This is a genomic window from Streptomyces sp. NPDC054883 (genome assembly GCF_053610645.1).
This window is the reverse complement of the sequence record NZ_JBSGYT010000005.1, coordinates 143,621-165,746: the sequence shown is the minus strand read 5'-3', so window position 1 is coordinate 165,746 and position 22,126 is coordinate 143,621. Positions and strand designations below refer to the sequence as shown.

Here is a 22,126-nt window from a genome sequence, read left to right as displayed (position 1 = left end):
GCCGCGCGGGAATCTCCGCGGCATGAACCACAACACGCCCCTCCCCCTCACCCACCTCACCGGCAGCCGCCCCCGCGTGCTGACCCTCGCCCAGCTGCGCGAGCACGGCGTCAGCGCCTCCGACGCCGCCGGCCGGCCGTGGCAGCAGATCCTGCCCGGGGTGTTCCTGCTCCACTCCGGCGCCGCGACCAGCGAGGAGCGGCTGCACGCCGCCCTGCTGTACGCCGGGCGCCGGGCCGGCGACGAGGCGATGATCACCGGGCTCGCCGCCCTCGCCCTGTACCGGTTCAGCGCGGCCCCCGCACTCACGGCGCTGTCGCACATCGACGTGCTCGTCTCGAACACCCGCCGGCTCCGCTCCACCGGGGGGGTCCGGATCATCCGCGCGCACACCCCGCCCCGGCCGGTGGAGGTGACCGGCCTGCCCGTGGCCCCGGTGGCCCGGGCCGTCGCCGACGCCGTCGCCCGGCTCTCCGACGCCAGTACCGTACGCCGCCTGCTGAGCGAGGCGGTCCGCGCGGGGCACTGCGAACCGGCGGCGCTCGTCCGGGAGCTGACGACGGCCCGGCTGCTGAACCGGCCGCACGTGGTCGACGCCGTCGAGGCCCTGCTCGCCGAGGGCCGGGCCATCGCCGAGGACCGGCTGTACCAGCTCGTACGGGGCTACGAGCTCCCGGAGCCAGTCTGGAACGTGGACCTGCGGCTGCCCGGCGGCCCCCACCTCGGCGGGGTCGACGCGTACTGGCCCGACCACGCCGTCGCCGTCGAGATCGACACCCGGGCGCCCCGCCAGGGCGAGGACGAGCAGTGGTCGGAGGCCGTCCGCAAGCGCGACGCCCTGGAGCGGCTCGGGGTGACCGTCATCCACATCACCCCGCGCAAGCTCCGCGACTGGCCCGAGCAGCAGGCCGCGGTCGTCCGGACCGCCCTGACGGCCTCCGGCGACCGGGAACCCGCGGCCTACCTGGTCGTACTGCCCCGGTGATCCGGGGGCGCCGGATTGGCCGGGGAGTACTCCGGGGCGCTCCACAGCAGCCGTCCCGGATGCAGGCTCTGCACCGCCGACTCCACCACGAAGCGCACCCGCCGCTCGCCGCCGGCCCCGAACTCGGTCCGGGCCCGCCCGCTGAGCTGGAGCACCGCCCCGCTCTCCCAGTCGGGGAACAGCAGTGCGGCCCGGGGGTCGGCGACCAGGTTCCCCAGGGTCATGAACATCGCGTTGCCCGGGTAGTCCGGCCAGGACAGTTCGGCCGGCGAGTGCACCTCCACGAAGCCGGGCAGGCCGCCCCGGTGGCTGGCGTCGGCCCCGTCGCGCCCGGCGGTGGTGGCGATGAAGAACGTGTCGGCGGCCCGGACGGCCCGCGCCTGGCCCGGGGTGAGCGCGCCCCCGCGGCTGACGACACCGCTGCCCGTCCGCTCGCGCAGCAGGGGCTGCCGCTTCTGGAGGTACTTCGGACAGTTGGCGAAGACCTGCTCGGCCGCCACCGCGAACCCGTCCGCAGTGGCCTCCAGGGTGCCGTTGAGGCGCATCCTGCGCCGGGTGCGCGGGTCGAGGGAGAGGGTGCCGACCCGGGTGCCGGTGGTCGCGAGGGCCCCGGCCAGGGGGTCGCCGTGCGGCAGGCCGCCGGCGACTTCGATCCGCCGCCGCCCGGTGGCCCGTACGAAGCCGGGGGCGCCGGTGAGCAGGGAGGCCCACAGCCGGCCCCCGCCGTCGGCGGCGCCGACGACGAGGTGCGGCTGCTGGGCGAGGAAGGCGGCGGCGACGTCGCGGATGTCGGCGCCGATCGAGCGGCCGACGTGCTCGGCGAGTTCCCGGACACCGACCTGTTCCTGTACGGCCAAAGAACCCCAGTGGTACCCGGGCATTAGAAGAATCCGCAGGTCGGGGCTCCGGGGGTGGGTACGGGAGCACCATCGGCGCCGCTGGGGACGGAGATCTCCAGGCGGGTCCCGTCCGGGTCGTGGAAGAAGATGCCGCCCGATGCCGCGCCCTCGCCGTGGGCCACCACGCCGTCGTGGGCGAACTCCACGCCGAGCCGGCGCAGCCGCGTCTCGTACTCCCGCACCTCCTCGATGGTCCCGGCGGACAGGGCCAGGTGGTGCAGGCCCGCGGTGGCGGGCTCGTAGCCGCTCGCGGCCTGCTCCCAGAGCGTGAGGACGAGCTCGCCGCCCAGGCCGAGGAAGGCGAAGCGGCGGCCGTCCTCCTTGCCCTCGCCGAGGAGTTCGAAGCCGAGGGCGTCCCGGTAGAACGCGAGCGAGCGGGCGAGATCGGTGACGTTCAGGCCCACGTGGCCGGTGCGCAGCGTGCTGATGACAGCCGTCACGGCTGCCCCCTTCCGGAGTTGTCCAGCGAGGTTTCTAACCTTCTAACATCAAGTTAGAGGTTAGGCAGGTCGGAGTCAACCGGTCACGTACGCTTGACGGGTTAGCGAAGGCGCGGGAGACGGGCCTCGGACCGGGCAAGGAGGCCTTTCATGACGGCGCAGAGCCCGGCGGATCCGCGTCCGCTGACCGGCGAGCCGGTCTCCCTCGACCTGCTGAACACGCGCTGGATGGCGGACGGCGAGGTCGCGGACCTGTTCGGCGGGGCCTTCGGGCTGACCCGCCTCGAAGGGCTCGCCGTCTGGCTGGAGAGCAGCGGCCTGGCCGGCCGCTTCCGCGCCGACGCCCCGACCCTGGTGCACCTGCTGACCGCCCGCGAGTCGCTGGCCCGCGCGGTGGCGGACCCCGCCGACGCGGGGGCGCGCGCACTCGTCGACGCCGTGCTGGAGCACGGCCGGATCCGGGCCACGCTGACCGCCGAAGGACCGGGCGAGCGGGCCGAGTTCGCCGATCCCGCCTGGGGACCGGCCTGGACCGCGGCCCGCGACTACCTGGAACTGCTGGACTCCGCGCCCGACCGGATCCGCAAGTGCGCTTCCGAGACCTGCGTACTGCACTTCCACGACACCTCGCGCAACGGCACCCGGCGCTGGTGCTCGATGGCCGCCTGCGGAAACCGGGCGAAGGCCTCGCGACACTACGCGCGCACGCGCGAGCGCTGAACGCCCGGAAGTTGTCACACCTGCGGCACGCCCGAACGTCCGCGCAGGCCTGACACGCCGTCGGAATATCGACAAAGCCACTCGCCGACCTCAGCGAGTCGCCCCGCTATGCCCCAGCACGTCCCCGATGGCGCATACTCCGCGGTGGCGGGAGTCCGCCATGTCAGGTATCGGTCAATGACATGTCTCCCCAAACAGCGGTCACTTGCGCAAGGCTGACCGGTCATCCGGCACCGAAATCCGGACCGTATCTTTCACTTAGCCAGGGATGCTGATGACCCTCGAATCCCCCAGCTCCATATCCGGGGCAATACCGGCCTCCAGACGCGTCGCCCGCGTCGCGGCGGCCGCAGGCCTGGTGGCCGCGCTCTGCGCGACCGGGGCGATGCCCGTCTTCGCCGCGACGGGAACCACCGACCCCGGTGCCCCGGCGGCGGTCAAGTCCGCGGACCAGAAGCTCGGTTCGTCCGACGCGGAGCTGCTCCAGGACGCCAAGGCCAAGGGTGACCCGACCGTCACCGTCATGGTGGCCACCGCGCCCGGCCAGACCAAGCAGGTCGCCGACCAGCTGGGCGCCGTACAGGGCGCTTCGGTGGGCCAGACGAACGACAAGCTCGGCTACGTGCGCGCCACGCTGCCCACCGGCAAGGCCGAGGCCGCGCTGAAGGCGGCCGGCAAGCTGTCCTCGGTCCACGCCATGGACCTCAAGCACGAGATCCAGCTGCCGGACCCGCGACCGGACTCGGGCAAGGACGCGGGCGCGAGCCAGAAGACCGCGGCCGAGACCTACCCCGGCCCTGGCAAGGACACCCCCGCGAAGAACCCGTACAACCCGTCCTTCGAGACGGGTGCGGTGGACTTCGTGGCCAAGAACCCGCAGGCCGACGGCCGCGGCGTGACCATCGGCATCCTGGACTCCGGCGTCGACCTCGGTCACCCCGCGCTCCAGAAGACCACCACCGGCGAGCGCAAGATCGTCGACTGGGTCACCGCGACCGACCCGATCACGGACAACGACGCCACCTGGCGCGCCCAGATCACCCCGGTCTCCGGCTCCTCCTTCACCGCCGGCGGTCAGAGCTGGGAGGCCCCCGAGGGTTCCTTCCAGTTCAGCCGCTTCAGCGAGTCGATCACCGCCACGGGTGACGAGAAGGGCGACGTCAACCGCGACGGGGACACGACCGACAAGTTCGGCATGCTCTACGACCCGGTTGCCGGCACCGTCCGCGTCGACACCGACCAGGACGGCGACTTCACGAACAACGAGCCGATGAAGCCGTACAAGGACGGCTACCAGATCGGCTACTTCGGCACGGACAACCCCGCGACCGACGTCGTCGAGCGGGTCCCGTTCGTGATCCAGATCCGCAAGGACGTCCCGATGGACCCGCTGGGTGGTGACTGGGTCGGCAAGAAGGCCGACTTCGTCAACATCGGCATCATCGAGTCCGAGCACGGCACCCACGTCGCGGGCATCACCGCCGCAAACAGCCTCTTCGGCGGCAAGATGAACGGCGAGGCGCCCGGCGCCAAGATCGTCTCCTCGCGCGCCTGCTCCTGGTCCGGCGGCTGCACCAACGTCGCGCTGACCGAGGGCATGATCGACCTCGTGGCGAACCGCGGCGTGGACATCGTCAACATGTCCATCGGCGGTCTGCCGGCGCTCAACGACGGCAACAACGCGCGCGCCGAGCTGTACAAGAACCTGATCGACACCTACGGCGTCCAGCTGGTCATCTCGGCCGGCAACGAGGGCCCCGGCGTCAACACGATCGGCGACCCCGGCCTCGCGGACAAGGTCATCTCCGTGGGCGCGGCGGTCTCCAAGGAGACCTGGGCCGCCAACTACGGCTCCGGCGTCACCAAGAAGTACGACATGTTCCCCTTCTCCTCGCGCGGTCCGCGTGAGGACGGCGGGTTCACGCCGACCATCAGCGCCCCGGGCGCGGCCATCAACACCACGCAGACCTGGCTGCCCGGCTCCCCGGTGAAGGAGGCCGGCTACAGCCTCCCGGCCGGTTACTCCATGCTGCAGGGCACCTCGATGTCCTCGCCGCAGGCGACGGGCGCCAGCGCCCTGCTCCTCTCGGCGGCCAAGCAGCAGCACATCGCCGTGACCCCGGCGAGCCTGCGCGTGGCGCTCACCAGCACCGCGAAGAAGATCGCCGACGTCCCGGCGCACGCCCAGGGCTCCGGTCTGATCAACGTCCTCGGCGCGTGGGAGTCCCTCCAGCGCGGCGCGAAGGCCAACGAGTTCACCGTCAAGGCACCGGTCGACACCGCGATCGACCAGTTCCTGAAGACCCCGGGCTTCGGCACCGGCCTGTACGACCGCGAGGGCGGCCTCAAGGTCGGCCAGAAGAAGGTCTACGACGTCGTCGTCACCCGCACCACCGGCGTCAAGTACGGCACCCGCCACAACCTGACCTGGCGGGGCAACGACGGCACCTTCAAGGTGGCCGGCGGCTACGACTACGTCACCCTGCCGCTGAACAAGCCGGTCACCATCAAGGTCGAGGCCAACGCCAAGTCGGCCGGCGTCCACAGCGGCATCCTCCAGCTGGACGACGAGACCACCGAGGGCATCGACAAGCAGATCCTCACCACGGTCATCGCCTCGACCCCGCTGAGCAGCCCCTCGTTCGCGCTGTCGCAGACCTCTTCGGTGCAGCGCAACAGCACCAAGTCGTACTTCGTCACCGTCCCGCAGGGCGCCAAGACCCTTGAGGTCGCCCTCGGCGGTCTCGCGGCGGGCAGCCAGACGCGCTTCATCTCGATCCACCCGTACGGTGTGGGCGTCGAGGACAGCGCGACGACGCAGTGCTACCCGAACTACGACAACCCGGCGAACCAGTGCCGCCCCGACCTGCGCTCCTACGCCGACCCGACCCCGGGCGTCTGGGAGATCGAGGTCGAGTCGCGCCGTACGTCGCCGCTGCTCGACAACCCGTTCAAGCTGGACGTCTCGGTCCTCGGCGCCTCCTTCGACCCCGCGGTCAAGGTGCTCCCCGAGGTCAAGCAGGGCGCCCCGGCGCCCGTCCAGTGGAGCATCAAGAACGACGCCGCGGCCATCGCCGGCGGCAAGCTCAAGGGCGGCCCGCTCGGCTCCGCGAAGGTCGCCAAGCCGACCATCGCCGCCGGTGAGACCCAGACCACCGAGGTCACGGTCGGCGAGGGCGTCTCGCGCCTCGACGTCGCGATCGGCAAGGTCTCCGACGCCGCCGCCGACCTCGACCTGGAGGTCTACAAGGACGGCGTCAAGGTCGGCTCCTCCGCCGACGGCGACTCCGAGGAGGCCGTGAGCCTGCTCAACCCGGCCGCGGGCACCTACAGCATCAAGGTGATCGGTTACGCCGTCCCGTCCGGCAGCACCACGTACGACTACCGCGACGTGTACTTCTCGGCCGCCCTGGGCTCCGTCCAGGTCGACGAGGCCGCCGCGGTGAACCTCGCCACCGGCGCGAGCGCGCAGGTCTCGGCGAACGTCCTGGTCAGCAGTGCCGCCCCCGAGGGCCGGCAGTTCTTCGGCCAGGTGCAGCTGCTGAACGGCCGCGGTACCGTCGCGGGCACCGGCAGCGTGCAGATCGAGAAGGTCCTGCCGTAGTCCGGCCGCAGTAGGGATCCGGAGGGGCGGTGCGCGGCCGAGCACCCCCCCCCCCGGCGTCCCGGCCGGTTGCTGACCGTGAGGGCCGGGCGGTTGCCCGCCCGCCTTCGGTACCGGCCGGGGCGGTGCTCGACCGAGCACCGCCCCTCCGGGCTTCCCGCCCCCGAGTGGACCTCCCCGGCCCGCCCCTGACCAGGCAGGACGTACTTCCGTGCGGGCTCCGGCCGGCCCGTCCCGCCCCGGTCACCGGGGTTCGCGCCCGGGACACCGTCCGTTCCTCGGACAATGGATTGGACAAGGCTCGTGGGGTCGAACGCATGATGGCCTTACGCGCGCACGCGTCGAACGCACACATGAGGGAGTCACCGTGAGGGTCGGAATCGTCGGAGCCACCGGACAGGTCGGCGGAGTCATGCGCGGCATCCTCGCCGAGCGGAAGTTCCCGGTGGACGAGCTGCGGCTGTTCGCCTCGGCCCGTTCGGCCGGTTCGACCCTGGAGTGGGAGGGCCGCGAGATCACCATCGAGGACGCCTCCACGGCCGACTACTCCGGCCTGGACATCGTGCTCTTCTCCGCCGGTGGCGCCACCTCCAAGGCCCTCGCCAAGAAGGTGGCCGCGCAGGGCGCCGTCGTGATCGACAACTCCTCGGCCTGGCGTCGTGACCCGGAGGTCCCGCTGGTCGTCTCCGAGGTGAACCCGCACGCGGTCAAGAACCGCCCCAAGGGCATCATCGCCAACCCGAACTGCACCACCATGGCGGCGATGCCGGTCCTGCGCCCGCTGCACGACGAGGCCGGCCTGACCGCGCTGATCGCCACCACCTACCAGGCCGTGTCGGGCTCGGGCCTGGCCGGTGTCGCCGAGCTCGACGGCCAGGTCAAGGCCGTGGCCGGCGAGGCCACCGCGCTGGTCCACGACGGCGCGGCCGTCGAATTCCCCGAGCCGGGCGTCTACAAGCGGCCCATCGCGTTCAACGTGCTGCCCCTCGCCGGGTCCATCGTGGACGACGGCTCCTTCGAGACCGACGAGGAGCAGAAGCTCCGCAACGAGTCCCGCAAGATCCTGGAGATCCCGGAGCTCAAGGTCTCCGGCACCTGTGTCCGCGTACCGGTCTTCTCGGGCCACTCGCTCCAGGTGAACGTCCGTTTCGAGCGTCCGCTGAGCGTGGAGCGCGCCTACGAGCTCCTCAAGGACGCGCCGGGCGTCGAGCTCTCCGAGATCCCGACCCCGCTCCAGGCAGCGGGCAAGGACGCCTCGTACGTCGGCCGCATCCGCGCCGACGAGACGGCGGACAACGGCCTGGCGCTGTTCCTCTCGAACGACAACCTGCGCAAGGGCGCCGCGCTGAACGCGGTCCAGATCGCGGAGCTGGTCGCCGAGGAGCTCCGGCAGGACTGAGCCCCGAGCCCGCACGGCTTCCGTTCAAGGGCGGCACCGCTCGGGTGCCGCCCTTCGGCGTGCCGGGAGGCGGCCGCCCCCGCCCCTGTTCGCCCGTGGATTACTCCGGCCCGGTGGTGCGGGCCGCGTGGAAGGATGGGGCGGCAACGTCACCATCAAAGGAGATGACCGCGTGCCAGGCACGAATCTCACCCGTGAAGAGGCTCAGCAGCGGGCGAAGCTGCTCACCGTCGACTCGTACGAGATCGAACTCGATCTCAGCGGTGCGCAGGAGGGCGGCACCTACCGGTCCGTGACCACCGTGCGCTTCCGGTCGGCCGAGGCGGGCGCCGCGACCTTCATCGACCTCGTCGCGCCGGCCGTGCACGAGGTCGTGCTGAACGGCGAGGCCCTCGACGCGGCCGCCGTCTTCCGGGATTCCCGGATCGCGCTGGAGCACCTGGCGGCCGGCGACAACGAGCTCCGCGTCGTCGCGGACTGCGCCTACACCAACACCGGCGAGGGTCTCCACCGGTTCGTCGACCCGGTCGACCAGCAGGCGTACCTGTACACCCAGTTCGAGGTGCCGGACGCGCGGCGGGTCTTCGCCAGCTTCGAGCAGCCCGATCTGAAGGCCACCTTCCGGTTCACCGTGACGGCGCCCGGGGGCTGGACGGTCATCTCGAACTCGCCACGGGAGACTCCGGAAGGGGCCGGGCCCGCGGACGTCAAGGACAACGTCTGGCGCTTCGAGCCGACCCCGCGGATCTCGACGTACATCACCGCCCTGATCGCCGGCCCGTACCACGCGGTGCACAGCTCCTACGAGGGCAAGGACGGGCAGTCCGTGCCGCTCGGCATCTACTGCCGGCCCTCGCTCGCCGAGTTCCTCGACGCGGACGCGATCTTCGAGGTGACCCGGCAGGGCTTCGACTGGTTCCAGGAGAAGTTCGCGTACGACTACCCGTTCGCCAAGTACGACCAGCTCTTCGTGCCGGAGTTCAACGCGGGGGCGATGGAGAACGCGGGTGCGGTCACCATCCGTGACCAGTACGTCTTCCGCTCGAAGGTGACGGACGCGGCGTACGAGGTGCGTGCGGAGACCATCCTGCACGAGCTGGCGCACATGTGGTTCGGCGACCTGGTCACCATGGAGTGGTGGAACGACCTGTGGCTGAACGAGTCGTTCGCCACCTACACCTCGATCGCCTGCCAGGCCTACGCCGAGGGCTCGAAGTGGCCGCAGGCGTGGACCACCTTCGCCAACTCCATGAAGACCTGGGCGTACCGGCAGGACCAGCTGCCGTCCACGCACCCGATCATGGCGGACATCCGCGACCTGGACGACGTACTGGTCAACTTCGACGGGATCACGTACGCCAAGGGCGCCTCGGTGCTCAAGCAGCTCGTCGCCTACGTCGGCATGGACGCCTTCTTCAAGGGCGTACAGGCGTACTTCAAGGCGCACGCCTTCGGCAACACGCGCCTGTCCGATCTGCTGGGCGCCCTGGAGGAGACCTCGGGCCGCGACCTGACCGCCTGGTCGAAGGCGTGGCTGGAGACGGCCGGCATCAACGTCCTGCGTCCGGAGATCGAGACCGACGCCCAGGGCGTGATCACCGCCTTCGCCGTCCGCCAGGAGGCCCCGGCCCTGCCGACGGGCGCCAAGGGCGAGCCGGTGCTGCGCCCGCACCGCATCGCGATCGGCCTGTACGACCTGCGCGACGGACTGCTGACCCGTACGGACCGGATCGAGCTCGACATCGACGGCGGTCTGACGGAGGTGGCCGAGCTGGTGGGCCGCGCCCGGCCCGCGGTGGTGCTGCTCAACGACGACGACCTGTCGTACGCGAAGGTCCGCCTGGACGAGGTGTCCCTGGCGAACGTCACCGCGCACCTGGGCGACTTCACCGAGTCGCTGCCGCGCGCGCTGTGCTGGGCCTCGGCCTGGGACATGACCCGCGACGGCGAGCTGGCGACCCGCGACTACCTGGCCCTCGTCCTCTCGGGCATCGGCAAGGAGTCGGACATCGGCGTCGTGCAGTCGCTGCACCGCCAGGTGAAGCTGGCCGTCGACCTGTACGCCGACCCGGTCTGGCGCGAGCAGGGCCTGGCCACCTGGACCGCGGCCACGCTGGAGCACCTGCGGGCGGCGGCGCCGGGCAGCGACCACCAGCTGGCGTGGGCCCGCGCCTTCGCGGCGACGGCCCGGACCGAGGAGCAGCTGACGTACCTGTCGGCGCTGCTGGACGGCTCGGCGCAGATCGAGGGCCTGGTCGTGGACACCGAGCTGCGGTGGGCGTTCCTGGAGCGCCTGGTGGCGACGGGCGTGGCCGGCGAGCCGGCGATCGCGGCCGAGCTGGAGCGGGACGCCACGGCGGCGGGCGAGCGGCACGCGGCCACCGCCCGGGCGGCGCGCCCGACGGCGGAGGCCAAGGCGGAGGCCTGGGCGTCGGTCGTGGACTCCGGTGACCTGCCGAACGCGGTGCAGGAGGCGGTGATCGGCGGCTTCGTCCAGATGGACCAGCGCGAGCTGCTCGCCCCGTACGCGGAGAAGTACTTCTCGGCGGTCAAGGAGGTCTGGGACACCCGGAGCCACGAGATCGCGCAGCAGATCGCGGTGGGGCTCTACCCGTCCCTCCAGGTCTCGCGGGAAACGCTGGACGCGACGGACGCCTGGCTGGCCTCGGCCGAGCCGAACGCGGGTCTGCGCCGGCTGGTCTCGGAGGCGCGCTCCGGTGTGGAGCGTGCCCTCAAGGCCCAGGCGGCGGACGCGGCCGCCGCGTCCTGAGTCCCGTGTGCCCCGGCCCGCCCCGGCGGCCGGGGCACACGGCTGTCCGGAGCCGGATCAGGTGGGGGGCGCGGCGCGCAGTGCGGCCGCGTCCCGGAGCGCCTCCAGGACGGGGGCCAGCGCGGGGGCCGACTCGGCTCCGCTGCGGGTGGCCGCGATGACGTGCCGGGCCGGGCGGTCCTGGGCCAGCACGCGGACGGCGGTGCCGCAGGCGCGTTCCGTCACCATCCGGGGTACGAGGGCGACCCCCATGCCCGCTTCGACCATGGCCAGGATCGCGCTCCAGCCCGACGCCGAGTGCGCCTGCTCCGGGACGAACCCGGCCGCCTCGCAGGCGGAGCGGGTGATCTCCGACCAGGGGCCGCTGCCCCCGTAGATCCACCGGTCCCCCGACAGGTCGGCCAGCCGCAGGACCGGGGCGGCGGCGAGGGGGTGGTCGGGCGGCAGCGCCACGTCCAGCGGGTCCTCCAGGAGCGTGACCCGGCTGAAGCGGGGGTCGCGGGCGGTCGGCGCGTGGGCCGCGAGGGAGAGGGCGAGGTCGACGACCCCGGCGGAGAGCAGCTCGTAGGACTCGGCTGCCTCGGTTTCGCGCACCCGCACCTCCACCCCGGGCCGGGTCCGGCGCAGGGCGGCGACGGCCGGCACCACCAGGGCGGGCACGGCGGTGGAGAAGGCGCCGATGCGCACCTCGCCCACCTCCCCGGACAGGTATCCGGCGAGCTCGGCGTCGGCGCGTTCCAGCTGGGCGAAGACGGCCTCGGCGTGCCGCAGGACCAGGTGGGCGGCGTCCGTGAGCCGGACCCGGCGCCCCTGGGCCTCCAGCAGCGGCACCCCGAGCTGCCGGCCCAGGTTGGTCAGCTGCTGCGAGACGGCCGAGGGCGTCATGTGCAGCGCCCCGGCCGTCGCGGTCACGGTTCCCCGGTCGGCCAGGGTCCGCAGGATCCGCAGCTTCTTGATGTCCCACTCGGTCATGGGACCGAACCTACCGGCGGGCACTCCCCAGCCCCACGCCCAGCAGGATCAGCGCCATGCACAGCAGCTGCGCCGGGCCGGTCCGCTCGCCCAGCAGCAGCAGTCCGAGGCCGGCGACGCAGACCGGCTGGAGGTAGTAGACGACGCCGGCGCGGGCGGCTCCGATCAGGGAGACGGCCTTGTTCCAGGCGAAGAAGGCGACGGCGGAGGACATCACGCCGACGTAGAGCAGCATGCCGCCGGTGCCGGGGCTGAGCCGGAAGCCGCCCTGGACGGTGACGGACACCGCGTAGGCGGGCGCCAGCATCAGCGCGCCGAGCACGAAGGTGGTGAACAGGAAGGCGAGGCCGCCCAGTTCGGCGGGCTTGCGCTTGAGCAGTGCGCTGTACGTGGCGAAGGAGAGGGCGGCGGCGAACATCCACAGGTCGCCGGCGGTGAAGTCGAAGCCGAGCGAGCCGTCCCCGACCAGGAGCAGTACCCCGAAGGCGGCGAGCAGCATCCCGAGGACGCGGCGGGCGCCGAGCCGTTCGCCGCCGAGGCGGGCGTAGAGCGCCATGACGACCGGTGAGGCCGCCATGATCATGCCCATGTTGGAGGCCGAGGTGGTCAGGCCCGCCTGGTGCACGAGGGTGTTGTACAGGGTGACGCCGAAGAGGGTGGCGAGCGCGATGTAGCGCAGGTGGCGGCGGATCAGGGCCCGCTGCTGCCAGGCCTGGCGGGCGGCGAAGGGGGCGACCGCCAGGGCCGCGACGACCCAGCGCCAGAACACGGCCTGGACGGGCGGTACCGTCTCGGCCATTCCCCGGGTGGCGACGAAGCTGCCGGACCAGACGACCGTCGCGACCAGCGCCAGGAGCACGCCGAGTCCGGCGGCCCCCTTCTTACCCGGTCCGGCGGGCGGGCGGGTGCCGGTGGGCTGTTCGGCGGCTGAAGCGGTCGGTGCGCGGTCCAGGACGGCCACTGGGAGTCTCCCCCTCGGGATTCGGTCGACGGTTCGTGTGGCTACGGTCGCACCGGCTCAGCGATCAGGTCCATCGAAATGTTTCGATCGTTCTTTTCAGCAGAACTGAACGGTTCGGCGGTGCGGGCGGCCCGGGCGGCGAACAGCTGGCCCGCGACGGTGGCCCCGAAGGCGATCGCCATGCCGATGAGCTGGACCGGGGAGAGCGCCTGGCCGAGGACCGCCCAGCCGATGACGGCCGCGGTGAGCGGGGAGAGCGGGCCGAGCAGGGTAACGGAGGTGGCGGAGAGCTTTCCGATGCCGCGGAACCAGAGCCAGTACGCGGTGCCGGTGTTGATGAGCATCATGTAGCCGTAGCCGAGGAAGGCCTTGCCGTCGAGCGCGGGCGGGGCGCCTTCGAGGAGGGCCGCGATCGGAATGATGATCAGCCCGCCGGCGGTGAGCTGCCAGCCGGTCATGGCCAGCGGTCCGACGCCGTCCGGGCGGCCCCAGCGCTTGGTCATCACCGTGCCCGCGGCCATCGAGGCGGAGGAGACCACGCCGGCGACGATCCCGATGAGGTCGAGCTGGGCGGCGGCGGTCAGCACCACCATGCTGACTCCCAGCGCGCCGGTGACGGCGGCGAGCACGGTGCGCAGGCTCGCCCGCTCGCCCAGGACCAGGGCGGCGAGGCCGACGACGAACAGCGGGCCGGCGCTGCCGAGGACGGCCGCGACGCCGCCGGGAAGCCGGTAGGCGGCGAGGAAGAGGAGCGGGAAGAAGGCGCCGATGTTGAGCGCCCCCAGGACGGCGGACTTCCACCACCACTGGCCCTTGGGGAGCCGCCGGGACAGGGCGGTGAGCAGCAGCCCCGCGGGCAGGGCCCGCATGACACCGGTGAACAGCGGCCGGTCGGGTGGCAGCAGTTCGGTGGCGACGGCGTAGGTGGAGCCCCAGGAGATGGGGGCCAGTGCGGTCAGGGCGACGGTGGCGAGGCGGTTCACGGCGACTCCTCGGGACGGGAACGGCGACGAGGGCCGCGGGTCGGCTGCGGAACCCCTCGCTTAGGTTGCTTGTAAGTAGCTTAGCGCTAAGCTACTTTTCGTCAAGCGACTTTTGGTGATCCAACAAGAGGAGGCCGGATACTGTGCTCATGACCGAGGCCAACAAGGACGCCGTCGACGCGATCACCGACCAGTGGCACGCGGTGCGACCGGACCTGAACACCGTCCCGATGGCCGTGTTCGGCCGTATCAACCGGATCGCCCGGGCCGTCAGCGACGAGATGGAACGGACCTACAACCGCTACGGGGTCTCCCTCGGCGAGTTCGACGTCGTCGCGACGCTCCGCCGGTCCGGGGTCCCCTACACGCTCTCGCCGCGCCAGCTCTCGGCCACGCTGATGCTCACCAGCGGCGGCATGACGGGGCGGCTGGACAAGCTGGAGAAGGCCGGGCTGCTCTGCCGCAACCCCGACCCGAACGACCGGCGCGGACTCCAGGTGACGATCACCGAGCGCGGGCTCAAGCTCATCGACGAGGCCGTCGCCGCGGGCCTGGAGGTGCAGCGCGCCGCGCTGTCCGGGCTGGACGGCGAAGAGGTCGAGGCGCTCAGCGGGCTGCTGCGCAAGCTCATGGCCGGCGTGGGCTGAGCCTCCCCGTCGGCGCCGGGCACGACGAAGCGCCGAAGGCCCCGTACCCACCGGCCGCATGCCGGTGTACGGGCCTCCGGCGCCCCGGAAGTTCTATGGGACCGCCCGTGACGGGGCGGCCGGATCAGGCGGTCGGACGCTGCTTGCGCGACTTGTCGCCGACGATCACCAGACCCGCGATGATCAGGAACAGCGCGATCGGCAGGCCCACGTACAGGCCGAGCGTCTCGCCGACGCTCAGGCCCGGACCCGGGTCATCGCCGTCGTCGCGGATCGCCGCGAGGGCGGGAGACGTCATCAGCAGCATCATCAGCGTCGTTCCGGCCGTGACGGCGCCGGCGCGCAGAGCGTTCTTCTTGTCCACGGTGCAAACGTAGCGAACACCTAAAGGGGGCGCGCGCCCGGGGGTGCCGTACGGGTGCGCGCGCTCTCCCGCACGGCGCTCAGCAGGGCGTTCGCGCGGGGTGCGGCCATCAGCGCCTCCAGAGTCACCGGCCGGCCCGCCGCGTCGGCGACCGGCAGCCGCCAGTTGGGGTACTGGTCCCAGGTCCCCGGCAGGTTCTGCGGCCGCCGGTCCCCCACCGCGTCGGGCAGCCACACGCCGACCAGCCGGGCGGGCGTGCGGAGCAGGAAGGCGTACAGGCCCCGGACGGCGGCCTCCTCGCCCTTGGCCTCCAGGCCCAGCCGGTCCAGCACGGCCAGCCACTCGGCGGTGTCGGCGGCGTCCTCGGCCCGCTCCGTGTCCACGGGCCGGGTCAGCAGGCCGAGCCGGTCGCGCAGTTCGACGTGGCTCCCGGCCAGCTTGGCGGCGGTGGGCGGCAGGTCGTGCGTGGTGACGGTGGCCAGGCAGTCCGCCCGCCAGTCCGCCGGCTCCAGCGGCTGGCCGCCGCCCTGCCAGTCCCGCTCGAACCACAGCACGGAGGTGCCGAGCACCCCGCGCCGGGCGAGCGCCCGGCGCACCCCGTGTTCGACCGTGCCGAGGTCCTCGCCGATGACCAGGGCCCCCGCCCGGTGGGCCTCCAGGACCAGCACGGCCAGCATCGCCTCCCCGTCGTAGGAGACGTACGTACCCTCGGCGGGCGGGGTGTCCCGCGGGATCCACCAGAGCCGGAACAGGCCCATGACGTGGTCGATCCGCAGCGCGCCCGCGTACCGGAACACCCCGCGCAGCAGGGCCCGGAAGGGGGCGTAGCCGCCGGCGGCGAGCGCGTCCGGGCGCCAGGGCGGCAGCCCCCAGTCCTGGCCGCGCGCGTTGAAGGCGTCCGGCGGGGCGCCGACGGTGACCGCCTCGGCGTGCGTGTCCGGCGCGGCCCAGACGTCCGCGCCCTCCGGGTGCACCCCGACGGCCAGGTCGTGCACCAGGCCGACCGTCATGCCGGCGTCCCGGGCGGCGCGCTGGGCGGCGGTCAGCTGAGCGTCGGTCAGCCAGGCCAGCCAGCAGTGGAACTCCGCGGCCCGGGCGGTCTCCGGCGCGTCCTCGGCGCCCGCGGGCCAGGCCGCGCGGTCGGTGCCGTACCGCTCGGCCAGCGCGAACCAGGTGGCGTGCCGGGCCAGCGCCGGGCCGCCGGCCGTGCGGAACGCGCGGAACGCGGCGTCCCGGGCGGGCTCGCGCGGAACCGCGTACAGCAGTTCCAGGGCGGCGCGCTTGAGCGCCCACACCGCGTCCCGGTCGATGAGGGCGCCCTTCTCCAGCACCGCGCGGCGCAGCTCACCGGCCCGGGCGGCGAGCCCGGCCAGCACCTCCCGGTCGGGGCAGGCGGCGTACTCCGGGACGTCCTCGACGCGCAGGTAGACCGGGTCCGGGAAGCGGCGCGAGGACGGCCGGTAGGGGGACGGGTCGGTCGGGCTCCCGGGTACGGCCGCGTGCAGCGGGTTGACCTGGAGGAACCCGGCGCCGTGGGTGCGGGCCGCCCAGTCGGCCAGGGCCGCCAGGTCGCCGAGGTCGCCCATGCCCCAGGAGCGTTCGGAGAGCAGGGAGTAGAGCTGGACGAGCAGGCCGTGGGTGCGGCCCGGCGCGGCCGGGGCCCGGTCCGGGGCCAGGATCAGGGTGGCGGTGGCGGTGCGGCCGTCGGGGGCGTCGGCCGTCAGGCGGTGCACACCCAGCGGCAGCCCGGGCCGCCAGGGCAGCTCGCCGCCCTCCTCCAGGGCGACGCGGACCTCGGTGCCGGGCGGGAGCGCGGCCAGCGCGTCCGGGGCCGCTCCGGCCCAGCCGACGAGGACGGGCGGCAGCAGCCGCTGCGCCGCGGCCCGCTCCGCCGCCGCCAACTCGCCCCGTACGGACTCCGGGTCCGCGGCGGACACCCCCAGCCGGCCGAGCACGGCGGCGACGGTGGCCTCCGGGACCCGCAGGGTGACGTCCTCGGAGGGCTGGTAGGCGGTGGCGACGCCGTGCAGGGCCGCGAGCCGGTCGAGGTCGTCCATGTGAGTCCCTGTCTGATCGCTGGGTGGGGGTCAGTCGCCCGCGCGGGTGGCCACGGTGGGCTCGCTCGTCAACGCGGCCTCGTAGGGGAGCGGGGGTTCGCTGGTCAGCGGTGCGTACGCGGTGCAGACGAGCGGGGGTTCGCTGGTGAGGGGGGTGCAGGACACGTCCGCCGGACCGCTCTGGGCGCGGAGGTGGCGGAGCGCGTCGCGGGTGGTCGCAAGGTGGCCGGTGGAGGTGCGGACGGGTCGGGCTTTCATGGAAGCACTCCTTCGCGCGGGTTCGTGGGACCGATGTAACACGCCCCGCGAACACCGCAGCACTACCCCGTCGGACGCCCGGCATTCCTGGCGTATCCGTCCAAGATCACCCGCGGACGTTGACACCCCTGCCGCGCGGGTGGTGGGCTCGGCGGATTCGTACGGGCGGGGGACGACTCGGGACGGGGAGGCTCCGTGCAGCTCAGGAGCAGGAAGCTGACCACGGCGGCGGCGGTGGCCGTGCTCGGGTCGCTGCTCGGCGGCTCCGTCGCCACCGGTCCGCCGGGGGCCTCCGCCGGGGCCTCGCAGCCCGCCGCGGCCGGCCCGCAGGCGCGCCCGCGGCAGCCCGTTCCCGGACCCGTCCTGGATCCCCGCTCCGACGCTCCCCGAGCCGCCGTCGAGGGGCCCCCCGTGTGGCCGCGGCCGCAGGCGATGACCGCCGATGCGGCGCGCGAGGTGCCGTTGGGGGCGCAGGCCGTGCTGGTCGCGCCGGCGGACGCGGACCCGTACGCCGTCGAGGTGGTGCGGGCCGGCCTGCGCGAGGCGGGCGTCACCACCCTGCACGAGCGCGCGCCGGGCGCGGCACTGCCGGAAGGCGGCCCGGTGGTCCGGCTCCAGGGTCCCGACGCGCTGGCCGCGCTGCGGGCGCTGGGCGCGGCCGACGCCGGCGACCTGCCGACCGGGGGATACCGGCTCGCGGTGGGCCGGACCGGCGGCCGGGACACCGTCGCGCTGGCCGGCGTGGGCGACGACGGGCTGTTCCACGCGGCCCAGACCCTGCGCCGGCTGCTGGCACCGGGCACCGCGAAGGTGCCCGGGGTGCTGGTGCGGGACTGGCCGACCGCGCCGGTGCGCGGGATCACCGAGGGCTTCTACGGGCAGCCCTGGACGCTGGAACAGCGCCTGGCGCAGCTGGACTTCATGGGTCGCACCAAGCAGAACCGGCTGCTGCTGGCGCCGGGCGACGACCCGTACCGCACCACGGCCTGGCGCCAGGACTACCCGGCCGGTCAGCGCGAGGAGTTCCGGGCGCTGGCCGAGCGGGCCCGCGCCGACAAGGTGGTGCTCGGCTGGGCGGTGGCGCCCGGGCAGGCGATGTGCCTGTCCTCGGCGGCCGACCGGGCGGCGCTCGCCCGCAAGGTCGACGCGATGTGGGACCTCGGGTTCAGGGCGTTCCAGCTCCAGTTCCCGGACGTCAGCTACACCGAGTGGGGCTGCGACGCCGACCGCGACCGGTACGGGACGGGCCCGGAGGCGGCCGCGAGGGCCCACGCGGAGGTCGCGGGCGACCTGGCCGCCCACCTCGCGGGCCGCTACCCGGGTGCGCCGCCGCTGTCCCTGCTGCCGACCGAGTACCACCAGAAGGGCGCCACCGCCTACCGGACCGCGCTGGCCGGGGCGCTGGACGGGCGGGTCGAGGTCGCGTGGACGGGCGTTGGCGTGGTGCCGCGCACCATCACCGGCGGGGAACTGGCCGGGGCCCGCTCGGCCCTGGGGCACCCGCTGGTCACCATGGACAACTACCCGGTGAACGACTGGGATCCGGGGCGGATCTTCCTCGGTCCGTACGCGGGTCGCGATCCGGCGGTGGCGGGCGGCTCGGCGGGACTGCTGCTGAACGCGATGCCCGAGGCCGCCCTGTCCCGGATCCCGGTGTTCACGGCGGCGGACTACGCGTGGAACCCGCGGGGTTACCGGGCGGGCCCGTCCTGGGCGGCGGCGGTGCGCGAGCTCGCGGGGCCCGACCCGCGGGCCCGGGCGGCGCTGGGCGCCCTCGCGGGGAACTCCGCGTCGTCGGGGCTCAAGGTGGAGGAGTCCTCGTACCTGAAACCGCTGGTCGAGGAGTTCTGGCGGGCCCGCGCCACCGGGGACCCGGCGGCCGGCGTGCGGCTGCGCGCGGCGTTCTCGGAGCTGCGGGAGGCACCGCAGCGGCTGCCGGGGCTGTCGGCGGAGGCCGGCCCCTGGCTGGAGCGGCTCTCGCGCTACGGAGCCGCCGGGGAACTCGCGGTGGACGTGCTCACCGCCCAGGCCCGGGGCGACGGCGCGGCCGCCTGGCAGGCCGCCCGGGCGCTGGCCGTGGCCCGGCAGGAGCCGGCGGAGGCGGAGGGCGCCCGGGTGGACACCGCCGTGCTGGAGCCGTTCCTGGCGCGGGCGGCGGCGGAGTCCGACAGCTGGACGGGCGCGTCCCGGCCGGGCGGGACCGTGGAGCGGGAACCCGGCTCCTGGACCGTCCGGCTGGCTGCCCCCCGGCCCGTGGCGGCGGTCACGGTGATGACGGACCCGCTGCCCGAGGGGGTGCGCGGCGCGGTCGAGGCGCACGTACCGGGCGAGGGCTGGCGCAAGCTCGCCGACGCCGCCGCCTCCGGCTGGACCCAGGCCGACGCGAGCGGCGTACGGGCCGACGCGGTCCGGCTGTCCTGGCAGGGCGCCGCCCCGGCGGTCCGGCACGTCGTGCCGTGGTTCGCGGACGAACCGGAGGCCCGCTTCGAACTGCCCGACGGGGCGCGCACGGACGTGGAGATCGGCGGCGCCCCGCGGCAGGTGCAGGCGGAACTGTCGGCGCTGCGCCCCGGGGAGGTGCGCGGACGGCTGTCGGCGGCGCCGCCGCCGGGGGTACGGGTGCGGCTGCCGGCCGAGGCGAAGGCTCCCCGGGGCACGCGGGTCGCCGTCCCGGTCGAGGTCACCGTCCCGGCGGGAACCCCGGCCGGGGAGTACGCGGTCCCGGTCACGTTCGCCGGGCAGACGCGGGTGCTCACCGTGCGGGCGGTCCCGCGCACCGGCGGCCCGGACCTGTTGCGGGGCGCGCGGGCCACCTCCTCGGGGAACGAGGCCCCGGCGTTCCCCGCCTCGGCGGCGGTCGACGGCGCGGACACCACGCGGTGGTCGTCCCCGGCGGTGGACGGCGCGTGGTGGCAGGCCGAACTGGCCGCCCCGGCGCGGGTGGGCCTGCTGACCCTGCACTGGCAGGAGGCCTACCCCTCGGCGTACCGGGTGGAGACCTCCGCGGACGGCGTGTCGTGGCGCCGGGCCGCGTCCGTGACCTCCCGGGGCGGCGTGGACGCGGTCCGGCTGGACGCGCCGGACACCCGCTTCCTCCGCGTCACGTGCGAGACCCGGGCGACCCGCTTCGGCTGCAGCCTCTGGTCGGCGACGGCCAACGCCGTCACGCCCTAGCTCTCCCGGCCCCTATGACGCTGCCACCCCGATCCGGTCCAGCGCCGCCTCCGCACCGTACGGCGCCAGGTACGGCATCCAGCGGGGGTCGCGGTGGCCGGTGCCGATGATGCGCCAGGCCAGGCCCGACGGCGGGGCCGGCTGGTGGCGCAGTCGCCAGCCGAGTTCCAGCAGGTGCCGGTCGGCCTTCACGTGGTTGCAGCGGCGGCACGCGGCGACCACGTTGTCCCAGGCGTGCTGGCCGCCCCGGCTGCGCGGGACGACGTGGTCGACGCTCGTCGCGACGGCCCCGCAATACATGCAGCGGCCGCCGTCACGGGCGAAGAGCGCGCGGCGGGTGAGTGGAACGGGCCCCCGGTAGGGGACCCGCACGAAGCGCTTGAGCCTGACCACGCTGGGCGCGGGGACGGCTCTCGTCGCGCTGTGCAGGAAGGCGCCGGATTCCTCCAGGGAGACCGCTTTGTTCTCCAGGACGAGGACGAGCGCGCGGCGGAGCGGTACGACGCCGAGCGGCTCGTACGACGCGTTGAGGACCAGGACGTGCGGCACGGACTGCCTCCTTGTACGCCGGCGGCGCGTGGCTCGCGCCGGGACGATCTGCTCTCCAGTCTCCCCTTACGGCTGGTCGAAGCGCCACCACGCGCTCGTAACGGGTCGGAAGTGTTTTCCACCACACCCGTTGCGTCCCCGCGTGAGTCCGGTCTCTCCCGCGAACACGGCAACGGGGTCGGGGCGGCCGCAGCGTTAGTGTGGGTGGGCCGTCCGCTTTTCCCCCGCGGGCGGACCGCTATGCCTGGAGGTTCCCCGCCGTGCCCTCGCCCGCCACATTGCTACCGATGGCAGCGACCACCGACGACGCGACCGAGAGCGTGACGAACGCCGCGGACTTCATCCAGAAGAACTGGGCCGATTGGCTGGCCATGGGCCTGCGGATCCTGCTGATCCTGGTCATCGCCTTCGCCATGCGCTCGGTCATCCGCAAGTCGCTGACCAAGTTGATCAGCCGGATGAACCGGGGCGCCGAGGCCGTCGAGGGAACGGCGCTGGGCGGGCTGCTCGTCAACGCGGAGCGGCGGCGCCAGCGCTCGGAGGCGATCGGTTCGGTGCTGCGCTCGGTGGCCTCGTTCCTGATCCTCGGCACGGCCGTGCTGATGGTGCTCGCGCAGCTCCAGATAGACCTCGCGCCCCTGCTGGCGAGTGCGGGTGTGGCCGGTGTGGCGATCGGTTTCGGTGCCCGGAACCTGGTGACGGACTTCCTGTCCGGCGTGTTCATGATCCTTGAGGACCAGTACGGCGTCGGCGACAAGATCGACGCCGGGGTGGCCTCGGGCGAGGTCGTCGAGGTCGGCCTGCGCGTGACGAAGCTGCGCGGGGACAACGGCGAGATCTGGTACGTGCGCAACGGCGAGATCAAGCGCATCGGCAACCTCAGCCAGGGCTGGGCCACGGCGGGCGTGGCCATCCAGGTCAAGCCGTCGGAGAGCCTCGCCCGGCTGCGCGAGGTGGTCCAGGAGGTCGCCGACCGCATGGCGAAGGAGTCGCCGTGGGACGAGCGGCTGTGGGGCCCGGTGGAGGTACTGGGCCTGGACGAGGTGCTGCTGGCCTCGATGACGGTGAAGGTGTCGGCGAAGACGATGCCCGGCCGGCAGCTCGCCGTGGAGCGGGAGCTGCGCTGGCGGATCAAGGAGGCCTTCGACGCCGCGGGCATCGGCATCATCGGCGGTCTGCCGGCCGCCGAGGGCGAGGAGGAGGCCCCGGACCCCGCGGCCGCCGTCGCACCGCCCTCGGTGCTCGCCAACCCGGCCTCCGCACAGTCCCTGGCCACCAGCCCGATACCGCCGCAACCCGCACCGGGAAACCCCCGCATCACCAAGTAGTGCCGTCGTTCCCTCC

Annotated in this window: 17 protein-coding genes; 8 read left to right on the top strand and 9 right to left on the bottom strand. The window is 73.5% G+C overall.

Translation table 11 applies throughout. The annotated features are described in order from the left end of the window. Positions 1 to 22: 22 nt before the first annotated feature. A complete protein-coding gene (locus ACWGH1_RS06400; protein ID WP_453353693.1) occupies positions 23 to 985 on the top strand; it encodes a hypothetical protein in 963 nt (320 codons plus the stop codon). On the opposite strand, the gene ACWGH1_RS06395 is transcribed toward ACWGH1_RS06400, so the two are convergent. Then, positions 961 to 1,866: a pyridoxamine 5'-phosphate oxidase family protein gene (locus tag ACWGH1_RS06395; protein WP_453353694.1), complete on the bottom strand. Its 906-nt coding sequence runs from the start codon at positions 1,864 to 1,866 to the stop codon at positions 961 to 963. The genes ACWGH1_RS06400 and ACWGH1_RS06395 overlap by 25 nt on opposite strands. Then, entirely contained in the window at positions 1,866 to 2,324 is a 459-nt protein-coding gene (locus ACWGH1_RS06390; RefSeq protein ID WP_453353695.1) for a VOC family protein, read from the bottom strand. Before ACWGH1_RS06390 ends, ACWGH1_RS06395 begins: the two co-directional genes overlap by 1 nt. A 150-nt stretch (positions 2,325 to 2,474) precedes the next feature. On the opposite strand from ACWGH1_RS06390, the gene ACWGH1_RS06385 reads away from it, so the two are divergent. The 4 genes from ACWGH1_RS06385 (at position 2,475) to pepN (ending at position 10,817) form a co-directional block, all read left to right on the top strand. Continuing rightward, entirely contained in the window at positions 2,475 to 3,044 is a 570-nt protein-coding gene (locus tag ACWGH1_RS06385; RefSeq protein WP_453353696.1) for a CGNR zinc finger domain-containing protein, read from the top strand. 274 nt (positions 3,045 to 3,318) lie between these two features. After that, positions 3,319 to 6,648, top strand: a complete 3,330-nt coding sequence (locus ACWGH1_RS06380; protein WP_453353697.1) for a S8 family serine peptidase — start codon at positions 3,319 to 3,321, stop codon at positions 6,646 to 6,648. A 367-nt stretch (positions 6,649 to 7,015) separates the two neighbouring features. After that, positions 7,016 to 8,047 (top strand): aspartate-semialdehyde dehydrogenase, encoded by a 1,032-nt coding sequence (locus ACWGH1_RS06375; RefSeq protein WP_453356573.1) that lies wholly within the window; start codon positions 7,016 to 7,018, stop codon positions 8,045 to 8,047. A gap of 172 nt (positions 8,048 to 8,219) precedes the next feature. Next, a complete protein-coding gene (gene pepN, locus ACWGH1_RS06370) occupies positions 8,220 to 10,817 on the top strand; it encodes an aminopeptidase N (RefSeq protein ID WP_453356572.1) in 2,598 nt (865 codons plus the stop codon). Between the two features lie 57 nt (positions 10,818 to 10,874). On the opposite strand, the gene ACWGH1_RS06365 is transcribed toward pepN, so the two are convergent. The 3 genes from ACWGH1_RS06365 to ACWGH1_RS06355 are packed head-to-tail and all read right to left on the bottom strand — an operon-like array spanning position 10,875 to position 13,733. Then, positions 10,875 to 11,789, bottom strand: coding sequence for a LysR family transcriptional regulator (locus ACWGH1_RS06365; protein WP_453356269.1), 915 nt, complete (start codon positions 11,787 to 11,789; stop codon positions 10,875 to 10,877). A 10-nt stretch (positions 11,790 to 11,799) separates the two neighbouring features. Beyond that, positions 11,800 to 12,750, bottom strand: a complete 951-nt coding sequence (locus ACWGH1_RS06360) for a DMT family transporter (protein ID WP_453356270.1) — start codon at positions 12,748 to 12,750, stop codon at positions 11,800 to 11,802. A 41-nt stretch (positions 12,751 to 12,791) separates the two neighbouring features. After that, complete coding sequence (locus ACWGH1_RS06355; RefSeq protein ID WP_453356271.1) at positions 12,792 to 13,733, bottom strand: EamA family transporter; 942 nt, start codon at positions 13,731 to 13,733, stop codon at positions 12,792 to 12,794. Between the two features lie 149 nt (positions 13,734 to 13,882). On the opposite strand from ACWGH1_RS06355, the gene ACWGH1_RS06350 reads away from it, so the two are divergent. After that, on the top strand, positions 13,883 to 14,380 hold the full coding sequence (locus ACWGH1_RS06350) for a MarR family winged helix-turn-helix transcriptional regulator (RefSeq protein ID WP_453356272.1): 498 nt from the start codon (positions 13,883 to 13,885) through the stop codon (positions 14,378 to 14,380). Between the two features lie 124 nt (positions 14,381 to 14,504). Here ACWGH1_RS06350 and ACWGH1_RS06345 read toward each other — a convergent pair whose 3' ends face one another. Genes ACWGH1_RS06345 through ACWGH1_RS06335 form a run of 3 tightly spaced genes read right to left on the bottom strand, consistent with a single transcriptional unit; the run spans position 14,505 to position 17,059 of the window. Further along, on the bottom strand, positions 14,505 to 14,744 hold the full coding sequence (locus tag ACWGH1_RS06345; protein ID WP_453356273.1) for a hypothetical protein: 240 nt from the start codon (positions 14,742 to 14,744) through the stop codon (positions 14,505 to 14,507). A gap of 20 nt (positions 14,745 to 14,764) precedes the next feature. Beyond that, positions 14,765 to 16,801, bottom strand: coding sequence for a 4-alpha-glucanotransferase (gene malQ, locus ACWGH1_RS06340; protein ID WP_453408474.1), 2,037 nt, complete (start codon positions 16,799 to 16,801; stop codon positions 14,765 to 14,767). A 30-nt stretch (positions 16,802 to 16,831) separates the two neighbouring features. Then, positions 16,832 to 17,059 carry a hypothetical protein gene (locus ACWGH1_RS06335; RefSeq protein WP_453357389.1) on the bottom strand — a complete coding sequence of 76 codons (228 nt, stop codon included), beginning with the start codon at positions 17,057 to 17,059 and terminating at the stop codon, positions 16,832 to 16,834. A 195-nt stretch (positions 17,060 to 17,254) separates the two neighbouring features. Here ACWGH1_RS06335 and ACWGH1_RS06330 point away from each other — a divergent pair, with 195 nt between their 5' ends. After that, positions 17,255 to 20,233, top strand: a complete 2,979-nt coding sequence (locus tag ACWGH1_RS06330) for a beta-N-acetylglucosaminidase domain-containing protein (protein WP_453408473.1) — start codon at positions 17,255 to 17,257, stop codon at positions 20,231 to 20,233. 12 nt (positions 20,234 to 20,245) lie between these two features. Here ACWGH1_RS06330 and ACWGH1_RS06325 read toward each other — a convergent pair whose 3' ends face one another. Next, positions 20,246 to 20,782, bottom strand: coding sequence for an HNH endonuclease (locus tag ACWGH1_RS06325; protein WP_453357045.1), 537 nt, complete (start codon positions 20,780 to 20,782; stop codon positions 20,246 to 20,248). A gap of 287 nt (positions 20,783 to 21,069) precedes the next feature. Between ACWGH1_RS06325 and ACWGH1_RS06320 the strand changes: the two genes are divergently transcribed. Beyond that, positions 21,070 to 22,110 (top strand): mechanosensitive ion channel family protein, encoded by a 1,041-nt coding sequence (locus ACWGH1_RS06320; protein WP_453357046.1) that lies wholly within the window; start codon positions 21,070 to 21,072, stop codon positions 22,108 to 22,110. Positions 22,111 to 22,126: the final 16 nt, after the last annotated feature.

Coding starts and splice junctions, on each gene's coding strand:
- malQ (WP_453408474.1), bottom strand. CDS start 16,801: ATGGACGACCTCGACCGGCTCGCGGCCCTGCACGGCGTCGCCACCGCC.
- ACWGH1_RS06365 (WP_453356269.1), bottom strand. CDS start 11,789: ATGACCGAGTGGGACATCAAGAAGCTGCGGATCCTGCGGACCCTGGCC.
- ACWGH1_RS06350 (WP_453356272.1), top strand. CDS start 13,883: ATGACCGAGGCCAACAAGGACGCCGTCGACGCGATCACCGACCAGTGG.
- ACWGH1_RS06385 (WP_453353696.1), top strand. CDS start 2,475: ATGACGGCGCAGAGCCCGGCGGATCCGCGTCCGCTGACCGGCGAGCCG.
- ACWGH1_RS06320 (WP_453357046.1), top strand. CDS start 21,070: ATGGCAGCGACCACCGACGACGCGACCGAGAGCGTGACGAACGCCGCG.
- ACWGH1_RS06395 (WP_453353694.1), bottom strand. CDS start 1,866: ATGCCCGGGTACCACTGGGGTTCTTTGGCCGTACAGGAACAGGTCGGT.
- ACWGH1_RS06400 (WP_453353693.1), top strand. CDS start 23: ATGAACCACAACACGCCCCTCCCCCTCACCCACCTCACCGGCAGCCGC.
- ACWGH1_RS06380 (WP_453353697.1), top strand. CDS start 3,319: ATGACCCTCGAATCCCCCAGCTCCATATCCGGGGCAATACCGGCCTCC.
- ACWGH1_RS06335 (WP_453357389.1), bottom strand. CDS start 17,059: ATGAAAGCCCGACCCGTCCGCACCTCCACCGGCCACCTTGCGACCACC.